The sequence below is a fragment of the Myroides sp. WP-1 genome, from assembly GCF_014145635.1.
Taxonomy (GTDB): domain Bacteria; phylum Bacteroidota; class Bacteroidia; order Flavobacteriales; family Flavobacteriaceae; genus Flavobacterium.
In genome coordinates this window covers 58,022-71,532 of the sequence record NZ_JACHTC010000013.1, presented here as the reverse complement: position 1 = coordinate 71,532, position 13,511 = coordinate 58,022, and the positions used below count along the sequence as shown (strand labels likewise).

Annotated in this window: 11 protein-coding genes; 7 read left to right on the top strand and 4 right to left on the bottom strand. The window is 37.6% G+C overall.

Annotated elements, in window-relative coordinates; all coding sequences use genetic code 11:
• Positions 1–231: 231 nt before the first annotated feature.
• Positions 232–891, top strand: coding sequence for a response regulator (locus tag H4K33_RS12045; RefSeq protein ID WP_182649287.1), 660 nt, complete (start codon positions 232–234; stop codon positions 889–891).
• A 35-nt stretch (positions 892–926) separates the two neighbouring features.
• Here H4K33_RS12045 and acnA read toward each other — a convergent pair whose 3' ends face one another.
• Positions 927–3,659, bottom strand: coding sequence for an aconitate hydratase AcnA (gene acnA, locus H4K33_RS12040; protein WP_182649285.1), 2,733 nt, complete (start codon positions 3,657–3,659; stop codon positions 927–929).
• A 162-nt stretch (positions 3,660–3,821) separates the two neighbouring features.
• Between acnA and H4K33_RS12035 the strand changes: the two genes are divergently transcribed.
• Positions 3,822–5,240, top strand: coding sequence for a rhodanese-like domain-containing protein (locus H4K33_RS12035; protein ID WP_182649282.1), 1,419 nt, complete (start codon positions 3,822–3,824; stop codon positions 5,238–5,240).
• A gap of 110 nt (positions 5,241–5,350) precedes the next feature.
• Here H4K33_RS12035 and H4K33_RS12030 read toward each other — a convergent pair whose 3' ends face one another.
• The 3 genes from H4K33_RS12030 to H4K33_RS12020 all read right to left on the bottom strand — a co-directional run bounded on the left by H4K33_RS12030 (position 5,351) and on the right by H4K33_RS12020 (position 8,492).
• Positions 5,351–5,959, bottom strand: coding sequence for an alpha-ketoglutarate-dependent dioxygenase AlkB (locus H4K33_RS12030; protein ID WP_182649352.1), 609 nt, complete (start codon positions 5,957–5,959; stop codon positions 5,351–5,353).
• Between the two features lie 8 nt (positions 5,960–5,967).
• Complete coding sequence (locus H4K33_RS12025) at positions 5,968–6,822, bottom strand: methylated-DNA--[protein]-cysteine S-methyltransferase (protein WP_182649280.1); 855 nt, start codon at positions 6,820–6,822, stop codon at positions 5,968–5,970.
• Positions 6,823–6,965: 143 nt separating this feature from the next.
• The gene (locus H4K33_RS12020) at positions 6,966–8,492 is read right to left on the bottom strand and encodes a GNAT family N-acetyltransferase (RefSeq protein ID WP_182649278.1); all 1,527 of its coding nucleotides are present in this window, start codon (positions 8,490–8,492) and stop codon (positions 6,966–6,968) included.
• 141 nt (positions 8,493–8,633) lie between these two features.
• Here H4K33_RS12020 and H4K33_RS12015 point away from each other — a divergent pair, with 141 nt between their 5' ends.
• The 5 genes from H4K33_RS12015 to mgtE all read left to right on the top strand — a co-directional run bounded on the left by H4K33_RS12015 (position 8,634) and on the right by mgtE (position 13,446).
• Positions 8,634–8,957 carry a single-stranded DNA-binding protein gene (locus H4K33_RS12015; RefSeq protein WP_182649276.1) on the top strand — a complete coding sequence of 108 codons (324 nt, stop codon included), beginning with the start codon at positions 8,634–8,636 and terminating at the stop codon, positions 8,955–8,957.
• A gap of 98 nt (positions 8,958–9,055) precedes the next feature.
• Positions 9,056–9,757: a response regulator transcription factor gene (locus H4K33_RS12010; protein ID WP_182649274.1), complete on the top strand. Its 702-nt coding sequence runs from the start codon at positions 9,056–9,058 to the stop codon at positions 9,755–9,757.
• On the top strand, positions 9,747–11,105 hold the full coding sequence (locus H4K33_RS12005; protein ID WP_182649272.1) for a HAMP domain-containing sensor histidine kinase: 1,359 nt from the start codon (positions 9,747–9,749) through the stop codon (positions 11,103–11,105). Before H4K33_RS12010 ends, H4K33_RS12005 begins: the two co-directional genes overlap by 11 nt.
• A 228-nt stretch (positions 11,106–11,333) precedes the next feature.
• Positions 11,334–12,029: an MgtC/SapB family protein gene (locus tag H4K33_RS12000; RefSeq protein ID WP_182649269.1), complete on the top strand. Its 696-nt coding sequence runs from the start codon at positions 11,334–11,336 to the stop codon at positions 12,027–12,029.
• Positions 12,030–12,048: 19 nt separating this feature from the next.
• Positions 12,049–13,446, top strand: a complete 1,398-nt coding sequence (mgtE, locus tag H4K33_RS11995) for a magnesium transporter (protein WP_182649266.1) — start codon at positions 12,049–12,051, stop codon at positions 13,444–13,446.
• The last annotated feature ends 65 nt before the right edge of the window (positions 13,447–13,511 follow it).

Here is a 13,511-nt window from a genome sequence, read left to right as displayed (position 1 = left end):
TTCCATTTTGTTGGTGAGAGCTTTTATCCTTTTGGGATAAAAAATAAATAAATATAAGAGAGGAAACAGAAAGAAGGGGTGTTTTTTCTTACATTAGCAATCAACAGGAAGTTGTGTTATAAACCTACTGTAACCAGAGTCTAGTTACTTTCTATTGTATCTGTTGGGGAATTGATACATAGACTGCAAAAGGTAAATGACTTGTATTATAGAGATATTAAAGTTTGTTGTATGAAAAAAATTTTGTTAGTAGACGATCATCCTTTAATTGTTGAAGGATATCGAATGGCTTTACAAAGTAATGAGACATTCGCTCAATTTTGTGTTTTTGAAAAAGCCTTTGATTGTACTGAAGCAAAACAAAAGATAGATCAAGCAATTGTGGAAAAAGAACCTTATGATCTTGCGCTTGTAGATTTTTCACTTCCTAAAGGGCAAAATTCCATTTGGGAAGATGGTGGAGATATTATTCGGTATATCAAAAAAGAAATGCCTTCTTGCCGCACGGTTACAATTACAGGGCACACGGAAATATTGACTATTTACGATATTGTTAAAAATATTCGACCAACGAATATTATTGGCAAAAATGAAATAACACCTCAAGTACTCATCGATCTTGTTAGTGCAGTGCTTAGAGGAGACTCTTTTCAAAGTCCACTAGTTAAAAAGTGCCTAGAAGAAATGGTGTTTAAAGAAGTGATGTATGACGATTACAATCGAGCGATATTAATTTTGTTAGCGAAAGGCTATAAGCTTATTGATTTGGAACATCATGTGCCTTTATCCGCTCCAACAATAAAAAAGCGAATTGCTAAAATGAAAGCTGCTTTTGGTTCACCTGATTCAGCTACTTTAGTTCAAGATGCTATCAAGCAAGGATTTGTTTAAAAAAAAGGCCGTTCATATGAACAGCCTTTTTTTATTTAGTTTTTTAGAAAATCCCTCAATACATATTGAAGAATCCCATCGTTTTTATAATATTCAATTTCAATTAAAGAATCGAATCGGGCCAACGCTTGGAATTTAATCACTTGATTTGCTTCACCTGTGGCAGTTACTTCTACAATTTTATGAGGAGTAAGGCCATTGGCTAATCCTGTAATGGAATACGTTTCTTTTCCTGTTAATCCTAAACTTTCTGCTGATTGGTTAGGCATGAACTGCAACGGAGCAATTCCCATACCAATTAGATTACTGCGGTGAATACGCTCAAAACTTTCTGCAATAACGGCTTTAATTCCCAGTAAATAAGCTCCTTTAGCAGCCCAATCACGAGAAGAACCACTTCCATATTCTTTTCCTGCAAGAACGACTAACGGTGTTTCCGTTTCCTTGTATTTCATCGCCGCATCGTAAACCGTTAAAGATTCATTTGTCGGAAAATAGGTACTATATCCACCTTCGCGTTGTGCAACTTTATTTTTAATGCGCACATTGGCAAATGTACCACGCATCATGACTTCGTGATTTCCACGTCTTGATCCATAAGAGTTGAAATCTTCAGGTTTCACCCCTTGAGAAAGAAGATATTTTCCAGCTGCGGATTCTTCATTAAACGATCCCGCTGGCGAGATATGGTCTGTCGTTACAGAATCTCCTAAGTAAAGTAAAACTCTAGCTCCGTTGATATCTGTTAACGGTTTAGGCTCTTTCGGTAAGTTCTCAAAAAATGGAGCATGGCGAATATAGGTCGATGCCGGATTCCATTCAAAACTAGCGCCTGTAGGTGCCTGTAGGTTTTTCCAGTTTTCTTCGCCCTCGAAAATTTGATCGTAAACTTCTTTAAAGTCTTCACGCTTTAAGGAGTCATTAATTACAGCTCTGATTTCTTCATGTGTAGGCCAAATATCCCTTAAGTAAACAGGCTCACCGTTAGGATCATAATCCAGAGGATCTGTTAATAAGTTGATATCAACACGCCCTACTAATGCATACGCAACAACAAGCATTGGAGACATTAAGAAATTCATTTTTACTTGTGGATGAACCCTTGCTTCAAAGTTTCTATTTCCAGATAATACTGATGCAACTACTAAATCACCCTGCGTAACCGCTTCTGCAATTGGCGCTGGTAATGGACCGCTATTTCCAATACACGACGTACAGCCGTAGCCTACAGTATGAAAACGCAAAGCCTCTAAATCTTCAGAAAGACCTGAGCGATCCAAGTAATGGGTTACAACTTTAGATCCTGGGGCTAAACTCGTTTTTACCCATGATTTTGTGCGTAATCCACGTTGTATCGCTTTGCGTGCAACCAATCCCGCTCCAATCATTACTTCAGGGTTTGATGTATTCGTACAACTTGTAATAGCTGCTAAAACAATACTACCATCACTGACAACATATTCTTTGTTTTTTTGTTTGATGCGTACTGCATGCATAGCTTCTTTGACAACTTCTGTCGGTTGCCCAGTTGCGGCTTCTTTTTGTTTATAAATATATTCTGTTCCAGAACCTCCTTCAGATAACCAAGCCGATTCGCGTCTGTCTTTTACAGCTACATATGCTCGGTTGTACTCCTCTTCTAATAAGGTAGAGAACGTTTGATCTAATTCGCGTACAAGAATTTTGTCTTGAGGTCGTTTAGGCCCTGAAACCGTAGGCTCAAGTGTGTTTAGGTCAACTTCTACAACAGCAGAATAAACAATATCTTCATTTCCTGTTCGCCATAAGAGATTCTCTTTGCAATAGTCTTCAACAAGTTGAACATGCGAGTCTTCTCTATTGGTCTGACGCATATAATGCAAAGTCTGATTGTCAATCGGGAAATACGTTACGGTACAACCAAATTCGGGTGACATATTAGAGATTGTCGCTCGATCAGTTACAGACAAATGATCCAGTGCATCTCCAAATACTTCGACAAACTTTCCAACAACACCTTGTTTGCGCAGTACTTTGGTAATCGATAGTACCATATCCGTTGCAGTGGCACCTTCTGGAATTTTACCCGTTAGTTTCAGTCCAACAACTTCAGGACAAGTAAAGTAAATCGGCTGACCAAGCATGGCTGCTTCCGCCTCAATTCCTCCTACTCCCCAAGCAATTACACCAATTCCATTGACCATTGGCGTATGAGAATCTGTTCCTACTAAAGTGTCAGGAAATAACCAACCATCTCGATTGATTACCCCTTTAGCGAGATACTCTAGATTAACTTGATGGCAAATACCCATTCCTGGAGGAACAACAGTAAAGCCTTTTAATTCTTGTTGGGCCCATTTGAGTAACTCATAACGCTCTGCGTTTCGCTCGTACTCTTTGGTTACATTTTCTTTATAGGAATAATCCGTTCCATAATAGTCTACTTGTACAGAGTGATCAATAACAAGATCGACTGGAATAGCGGGGGTAATCTTTTCTCCATTTTTGCCTTGACGTACATATTCTGCACGCAAAGAAGCAAGGTCTACAACTCCAGGTACACCAGTAAAATCCTGCATTAATACACGAGCAGGTTTGAAAGGGATATCTTTATCTGTGGGTTGAGGTTGCCAATTGACTAACGTATCAATATGCTCATCCGTAATAGCAAACCCGTCGTGATTTCTCAATACATTTTCTAAAAGAATGCGAATTGAAAAAGGCAAGCGATGGATATCTTTGCCTTCATCCTGTAGCTTTTTAAGCGAAGCTATTTTGTAATTTCTCATAATTGTTAGTTTTTCCCAATTTACGAAAAAAAAGTGGTTTTTTTCTGATTGAAAAGGGATTTAATTCTTTAAATAAAGCTCAAATGACCATAAGACGTATGATAATTGTCATTTTTATGTAGGGATAGATGATCTACTTTTACCTGACAAAAAAGAGTAGTTATGATAATCGAACAAATTTATACGGGATGTATCGCTCATGCGGCCTATTATATAGCAAGTAAAGGGGAGGCAGCCATTTTTGACCCCCTGCGCGATGTACAACCTTATATCGATCGTGCTCTAAAGGATAATGCGTCAATTAAGTATGTATTCGAAACCCATTTTCACGCCGATTTCGTTAGCGGTCATTTGGATTTAATGCAAAAAACAGGTGCGCAAATTGTATTTGGACCTACAGCTTCGCCAAGTTATGATGCGATTATTGCCACAGATAATCAAGTTTTTTATGTTGGAGATATAAAAATACAAGTGTTACATACGCCTGGTCATACCATGGAAAGTTGTACGTATTTGATTTTTGATGAAGCAGGTGAACCACACGCTATAATTACTGGAGATACCTTGTTTATTGGCGATGTTGGACGACCTGATTTAGTGCAATTGGTTAAATCAGAATTAACACAAGAAAAATTAGCAAGACATTTATATCAATCACTACGCCACAAAATTATGCCACTACCGGATCACTTAATTGTGTTTCCCAATCATGGAGCAGGAAGTGCATGTGGTAAAAACATGAGTAAGGAAACGACAGATACGTTGGGAAATCAAAAGAAAACCAACTATGCTCTTCGTGCTGATATGACGGAAGATGAATTTGTAGAGGAGTTGCTTACTGGGCTGGCTACCCCTCCTCAATATTTTCCGAAAAATGTCTTGCTCAATATAGGGGGATATGAACAACTCGATCAAGTATTGAATCGCGCTTATAAACCTTTGACTTTGGAAATGGTCGATGAAATGGTTGCCACAGGAAATGTACTGCTGCTCGATACGAGATCACCTCAAGCTTTTGCTGAAGGATTTATTCCCGATAGTATTAATATTGGTCTAAACGGACCATTTGCAGTTTGGGTAGGTGAATTAATCCAAAATTTACAACAACCCCTTATTTTGATTACTGATCCAGGGAAAGAAGAAGAAAGTATGATTCGCCTTTCTCGTGTAGGATATGATCATACTGTAGGTTTTGTCAAAGGTGGGATCGATGCGTGGAAAGCCGATAATCGCCCATTAAATCGCATTCCCCGCTTAGAAGCTCAACAGTTTGATGCTTATATTCAAAGTGAAAAAGCGGTTATAGTAGATGTTCGAAAAGAAAATGAGTATCATTCAGAGCATTTAGTAGATGCAACCTTTATTTCTTTAAATGAATTAGAGCAAAAATGGAACACATTAGATAAAGAAAAAACACAAGTCGTGTACTGTGCTGGGGGGTATCGCAGTATGATTGCAGCCTCTATCTTACGCGCACATGGATTCTTGAAGGTAGTAGATGTGATAGGAGGCTTTCAAGGCTTAGCTCCTGTTACAACCTTGGATAAAACAGCTTTTGTTTGTCCGACTTCCATGTTGTAAGAAAAGCACTTTGTTGTTTATTGGTTTAATTATTCTCTTCCATAGAATAGTTAAGTTAGTTATTATGTTTTTAGTTTAAGACAGCTCTCTTGGTTTTGGGAGCTGTTTTTTTATTTGTCTATGGTGCGAAAGGTGAGGTTAATTCTTGGGTGATGTACTATTTTTGTTGGTGGTAATCGATGGAGCCAAAAGGTTTGTGTTTCATCTTTCATAACCAACAAATGACCACTAGCTAAGGTAAAATCTACTTTCTCTTGGGTTGATTTGTGTTTGAATGCAAATTTTCGCGTTGCACCTAAACTTAAAGAAGCAATAGCCCCGTTTTTCTTCAAGTCTTTTTCTCCATCACTATGCCACGCCATGCCTTCATTTCCGTCGTGATACAGGTTGAGCAAACACGAATTATACGTTTCTCCCGTTGCGTGTTCAATGCGCGTTTTGAGTTCTATTAATTCTGGCGTCCAAGGTAAAGCAAATCGCGTTACATTGGAGTACGTATAGAGAAAGGGATGTGAACCATACCAAGCCACCTTTCGCTTAGTAATAATTTTTTTGCCGAAAATAATCGCTTCGTCATTTTTCCACTCGATGTGATGCAGGAGATGATCAAAGTAGAAAGCAGCTTCCTCCGTTGAGAGTAGAAAACCATAAAAGTGTACTGTCCCATTGTAGGGCAAGTAATTGTGTTTTTCATTGTCGGGAGTGGTAAATAAGTCCATCATTTGTGCTATTTAATTTGTTCTTTTTCTCCGTAAACTTGAGCTCCTTCCCATCCAATAAGAGCCGTTTTTCGCGTTGCTCCCCACATGTAATTACCAAAGAGCCCAGAAGATTGAATCACGCGGTGACAAGGAATTAAAAAAGCAACAGGATTACTACCAATAGCGGTACCCACGGCTCTAGAGGCCTTAGGATTGTCAATGGCTTGCGCAATTGCTCCGTATGTGGTTAGTTCGCCCATGGGAATAGCCAGCAGGCTTTGCCATACTTTGAGTTGAAATTCGGTTCCTTTTAGGTGTAGCTTAATTTGTTTCAAATCAGGCGAAGTATGTTGAAAAATTTGCAACGCTTGAAGTTGTAATTGATCCGTTTGAGGAATAAATGTAGCCTGTGGAAATTTAGCTTTAAGCTCTTGTAGTGCCAAGGTTTCGTCTGTGATAAAAACGAGATGACAAATGCCTTTAGTCGTTGAAGCTATCAAAAGTGGACCAAAGAAACTCGAAGCAAAACTGTAGCGAATAGAGAGTTGTTGTCCTCCATTTTGATATTCTGCCGGACTCATGCCTTCTAAGGTGATAAAGAGATCATGTAATCGACTTGTACTGGATAACCCCGTTTCATACGTGGTATCGAATAGCGTAGCTTGCTTTTCTTTTAGCAGCCATTTGGCGTATTCTAAACTTGTGAATTGTAAGAATTTCTTCGGACTTGTACCTGCCCATTCCGTAAATAAACGCTGAAAGTGTGCAGGGCTTAAATTTAAAGCACTGGCTACCTCTTCCAAGCGAGGTTGTTGCTTGAAGTTTGCTTGGATATACTCAATAGCTTCTGCTATTCGTGTGTAGTTTACAGGTTCTTTCATAGGGATAAGAGAAGTTATAATCATCAACGAGTAACAAAGATCACGTTATTTCTGCATTTATAAAATCCGAAACATGCTAATTTTTGACGCAAATTAGCAAATAAAAAGCCTGAATAATCTTCAGGCTTTTTATTGTATTTAACTTATTTCTTTTTTTGTAAATCGTAGAGATCCAAACGTCTATCTTTCATAATTCGAACGCTACCGTGCTCGTGAAGTTCTTTAAGCAAATCAAGGTTTACATCGACAATCAAAGTCATTTCTGTATTAGGTGTTGCCTCTGCTTTTACCCCATTGGTAGGAAAGGCAAAGTCAGAAGGAGTAAATACAGCAGCTTGAGCAAATTGAATATCCATGTTATTTACTTTTGGTAAGTTTCCAACACATCCTGCAATGGCAACATAACATTCGTTTTCAATAGCACGAGCAGCGGCACAATTGCGTACACGTGTATATCCATTTTGAGTATCGGTTAAAAATGGTACAAAGAGAATTTCCATGCCTTCCTCTGCTAATAAACGCGGAAGTTCAGGGAATTCTACATCGTAACAAACGATAATTCCAATTTTTCCGCAGTCGGTATCAAAAGTCTGAATAGCTGATCCTCCTTGCATTCCCCAATAGTGTACTTCGTTTGGAGTAATGTGAATTTTAGAATACATCTCATACGTTCCGTCGCGCTTGCAAAGGAAGCCTACGTTGTATAATGTCCCGTCAATCATATAAGGCATACTACCAGAAATGATGTTGATGTTATAGGAAATAGCAAACTCCTGAAAACGCTTGCGAATTGGCGTAGTATAACGTGCAAGTTCACGAATAGAATCGGCTTCCGATAGGTGATTATACGCCGCCATTAAAGGAGCAGTAAACAATTCAGGGAACATGGCAAAGTCACTTTCATAATCCGAAACGGCATTGATGAAAAATTCCGCCTGATCAAAGAATTCCTCTAAATCGTTAAATGGACGCATTTGCCATTGGATTAATCCTAAACGAACGACGCTTTTCTTGGTGTTGATTAACTGTACTTCTTTTTCGTAGTAAATGTTGTTCCACTCCAATAAAACCGCATAATCTTTCGATTCTTTATCTCCATCTAAGTAGTTGCGCATCAAGCGAACCATGTGAAAATCATTCGACATTTGGAATGACATCACCGGGTCATTAATTTCTTTAGCTCTTACTTTTTCTAAGTATTGCTTAGGAGTTAGTTCATTTGCATATTTTGCGTATTTGGGTATTCGTCCTGCAAATACAATAGATTTTAGGTTGAGTTGCTCACATAACTCTTTACGAGCATCGTATAAACGACGACCCAAGCGCAAGCCTCTATATTTAGGATGGATAAATACGTCAATCCCGTACAAAACATTGCCTTTTGGGTTGTGTGTGCTAAACGAAGAATAGCCTGTAATCTGGTCATAATTGTGCGTAGACATTGCCTTTTTCTCATCAATGATGATCGAAAGGGCAGAGCCAACAACAATATCATCCACCAAAACAACCAATTGTCCTTCGGGGAAAATACTCAATAGGTTCTCAATTTCACTCTTATTCCAATACGGATCTTCCATTCCCGTATAAGACTCAAGCATTGAATTTTTAAGCTCCAAATAGTCATCTAGTTGAAGATTGCGAAGTTCAATCTTGTTAATTGTAGTATCCATGAATTTTTTATTGCAAATTACAAATAATACTTGTAATAAGTAAATATTTTGGGGACTAAGTGGGAATTGTTTCCTGTATTTGGTGCGTTTTTTGCTAAAAAAATTAATAGTTTATTTCTAATTTTTTAATACAAATCTATTATGAGTTCATTGCGAAATCGCGTTCAATTAATTGGACGAGCAGGTCAAGATGCGGAAATTATCGTTTTTGGTACGGAAAAAAAAAGGGCGACTTTCTCTATTGCTATTAATGAATTTTATTACAACGACAAAGGAGATAAGATTGAGAATGTCCAATGGCACAATGTGGTAGTATGGGGAAAATTAGCTGATGTAGCCGAAAAATACGTGATTAAGGGTAAAGAAGTTGCCATCGAAGGTAAACTGGTCAATCGCTCCTACGAAGACAAGGATAATAAGAAGAGATATATTACAGAAATCGTTGTTTCAGAATTGCTTTTCTAAAGATGTATCGCGTCTCAAAAAGGGAATTTGGGGTTGTTTTACAACAGAAACAACCTCTTTTTTTCTAAAAAGACTTATCTTGCTCAAGATTAATTTAAATGGAGAATCTTTTGAGCCAAATATTAGTAATAGAAGACGATGTTCGCGTTGCTGAATTGCTTCAACGTAGCTTGCAAGAACAAAACTTTGCTGTGGATGTTGTCTATGATGGTTACATGGGAAAAAAACTCGCACTACAGAAAAAATACCAATTAATCATTACAGATGTCATCCTGCCCAAGATTAACGGTATAGATCTGTGTAAAGAACTCAAAATAATCTTACCGAATACGCCCATTATCATGCTCACGGCATTGGGTACAACGGATGATAAAGTAGAGGGATTTGATGCAGGAGCAGATGATTATCTGGTTAAACCCTTTGAATTAAGAGAACTCTATGTTCGCATTCGAGCCCTGCTTAAGCGCTTTGAAAATGCAACAGAAATAAATAATCATATTCTTAAATATGCAGACTTAGAAATCGACTTGAATCAGAAAAAATTCAAACGAGCAGAACAAGAAATTCACTTAACTCCCAAAGAGTTTAATTTAATGCAATTTATGATGGAGAATCCTGAACGCGTTTTATCTCGTGCAGAAATCTCTGAGAAGGTTTGGGACACCCATTTTGACACTGGAACAAATTTTATTGATGTTTATATCAATTACTTGAGAAAAAAAATAGAACTTGATGTTGCGAATAAATTGATCCACACCAAGTCTGGTATGGGTTTTATACTAAAGAGCAATGAGAATTAAAACAAGACTTAGCTTATTGTTTACTTTGCTGGTAGCCTCTATTTTATTGGTGTTTGCCAGCGTTATTTATTGGTCTTCCTCCAAGAGTAGAGAAATAGAGTTTTATGAAGAACTCGAAAAAGAAGCAATCACTAAGGCGAAGTTGTTTTTAGAAGCGCAAGTGAAACCTACAACACTGCACAAGATTTACCTCAATAATAGTGAAATTATCAATGAAGTTGAAGTCGCTGTTTATGACTATGACTTTAATTTATTGTATCATGATGCCGTAGAAATCGATCGCGTAAAAGAAACAAAAGAAATGATTCATTCCATTATTCAAAGTGGAAGCCTGCATTATACCCAAGAAGATTGGCAAGTGATTGGGATGAAGTATTCGTTTGGAGATCGCAACTATATTATTACGGCTACAGCATATGATGAATATGGATACACCAAATTGCAAAATCTCTTTGTTACGATCGTTGTCTTAGTTGTTATTTCTTTGTTAGTTATTTATTTTGTCGGTCTGTTTTTTGCAGATAAAGTACTTCTACCCATCACCAAAATGAATGATGAGGTGAATAAAATAACCGCAACGAATTTAGATTTACGCATTAGTACGAAAAAAAATAAAGATGAGTTAGCCGCTTTAGGTGATACCTTCAACGAAATGCTCAATCGCCTAGAAAACTCCTTTGATTCTCAAAAGCAATTTGTATCTAATATTTCCCATGAGCTAAGAACACCTTTAGCCGCGATTATCGCCGAATTAGAATTGGCTTTGAGTAAAGAACAGGATAAAGCGTACTATGTACAAACCCTACAGAATGCACTGAGTGACTCTCAAAAAATTGTGAGATTATCCAATAGCTTATTGGATTTTGCTAAAGCGAGTTACGATCCAACTGAAATTGTCTTTAAGTCTGTTCGCGTGGATGAGGTGATTATTGATGCTTGTCAGAAATTACAAAGAATGAATGCCTCCTATAAATTTAATTTTCTCATAGATGAATCAGTCAGCAGTGAAGAAATGATGATCGTTAAGGCAAATCCATACTTACTGGAAGTGGCTTTAGTCAACTTATTGGAAAATGCATGTAAATTTTCGGAACAAAATGCATGTACAATTCAAGTACTGTACCTCGATTATCGATTGACAATTCAGGTAATTGACAAAGGAATAGGTATAGCACAAGAAGACTTGGAACATATCTTTATCCCTTTCTACAGAGGACAAAATCAAAACTACAAGGAAGGAAACGGCATTGGATTACCCCTGACCAATAAAATCATCAATCTACACAAAGGTACATTGCAAGTTGTATCAAAAGTAGGTGAAGGAACTACATTTACCATTCAACTATAAATAGAAAAAAGCGCCTACGAAAAGTAAGCGCTTTTTTTGTTCTAATAGAATTCTAATTTTTTTCTAAAGGCTTTCTAATAGCCTCTAGCGCTCATAACATCTACTTTTGTCACATCAAAAAAATAGATGATGGACACAGAATCCTTTTTAACGAAAGAATGTTAATCATCCTGCTGATTGTTGATAACGACATTTGTTTACAAGAAGTAGGAGTAAAAAAATGAAGTTATGGCAATTACAGTATTTATTTTAAGATTATTACTTGCTTTTATATTAGGAGCATTGATTGGTGCTGAACGTCAGGTAAGACAAAAAAGTGCAGGATTGAGAACCAATACATTGGTTTGTATTGGAGCAGCAGGATTTGTTTTGATGTCGTATCAAATTGGAGGAACTGCAGTAGGACGTGTTGCTTCTTATGTTGTAAGTGGAATAGGTTTTTTAGGAGCAGGCGTAATTATGAAAGACGGATTCAGTATCCGCGGTTTGAATACAGCAGCGACAATTTGGTGTTCAGCTTCAGTTGGCTCTATGTGTGGGGTAGGATTATGGAAAGAAGCAGTTGTGATGACGGTTTTAATCGTTTGTGCTCACCTTTTACTACGTCCAATTGGCAATTTGATGAATAAAATGTCTTTTGAAACGGAAGGCGATTCTTCAGAAGTACATTATGAAATTATTGTCGGCTGTAAAGAGCAAGTGGAAAATGATATAAGAGTCATGGTACTCAAACACCTAAAAGCGCAAAAAGAACTGCAAATGCGCTCCTTGAAAAGTTCTGATAACGGCAACCCCGCTTTTTCCTATCTCAAATTTGAGGTATACTGTATCGGACGTAAAGATGATATTTTAGAACAAATTGCACAAAAAGTTTCCTTAGAGTTTGGCGTATCTGAAGTTGCATGGGAGTTAACTACATACTAATCTTTAAAAACAGCAAGTCATGAGAACAATGAAGTATGAACACAGCAGTTTTCGTAAAATCGCCGAAGATTTTAAAGGGTTAGATCAAATGATCAAAATGCTCCCTGTACTAAAGAAAATGCCGATTATCGATGTAAGTGAAGCAATGTCTTTGATGAATACACAAGATTTAGTGGTCATTTTACGTGAATTTCCTTTGGAACATCAAGCTGAGATATTTGCCGCTTTTCCTTTGGTGAAACAATTATCCATTTTTCAACAATTGAGCATGAAGCGATTCTCTCGCTTATTTGAGCAAATGCCCTCAGAAGATCGAGCAGATTTGTTTCAAATTTTAACCCAACAAGAGCAAATTGATTTATTGCCCTTTATAAATAAACAAGTTAGAGAAAATGTGTTAGCCTTAAGTTCTTATCCAGAAGATACCGCTGGAGGTATTATGAGCACAGATTTTGCAACTGTTTCTAAAACAATGACCTGTTTTGAAGCAATCCACAAAGTACGACAAGATGCACCGTCTAAAAAGACAATCTACTATGTCTACGTAGTAAATGAAGATCAAACTCTTTTAGGGTTTATCACGTTAAAAGATTTGATTATTGCCGAACCACATCAACTAGTAGAGGAGGAACTCCATAGTGATTTTGTCTTTGGTTATGTAGATGAAGATAGCGAAGAAGTAGCAGCGAAAATTGACAAGTATGAACTAGTTGCACTGCCCATTCTAAATCGAAAAAAACAATTAGTTGGTATTGTAACACACGATGATGCTTTAGATATTATTCAGGCAGAGCACACAGAAGACATGCAAAAGTTTATGGGAATTATGGGAAGTAGTGAAGATGCAGATTATGCCCAAACCCCAATTGTAGAGCACTTTAAGAAACGTGTATTTTGGTTGGTAACCTTAGCTGTGGTGGGCTTAATTTCGGGCTTGATCATTCACAGTTTTGAAGGTGCACTCGCGCAGATGGTCATCCTTGCTTTGTATATGCCTATGGTAGCCGATTCTGGCGGAAATGCAGGAAGTCAGTCAGCAACAGTTGTCGTTCGAGCAATGGCATTGGGTCAAATTACGGTGAAATCGTGGACGAGCGTATTGTGGAAAGAAACGAGAATCGCTTTATTATTAGCACTTTGTTTAGGATTGCTCGCCTTTGGTAAAGTAGCCTTTCTCAGTTGGGAAACGGATATTTCAGCAAATTTTTCCCTATGGACTATCGGAGTTGTCATTGCTTTTGCTCTGTTTTTACAAGTTGTTTTCTCTACCGTAATCGGCGCAGCTTTACCTCTGATTGTCAAAAAAATGGGTGCTGATCCTGCTGTTGTTGCCAGTCCAGCAATTCGAACGATCGTCAATAGTATCGGGTTGTTAATTTACTTTGGATTAGCCGCCTATATTTTCGATCTACATTAATACAAACAAGAAGAATTCAACAATTCTTCACTAAACTAGATAAAATGAAAAAAGGACGTTTTCGC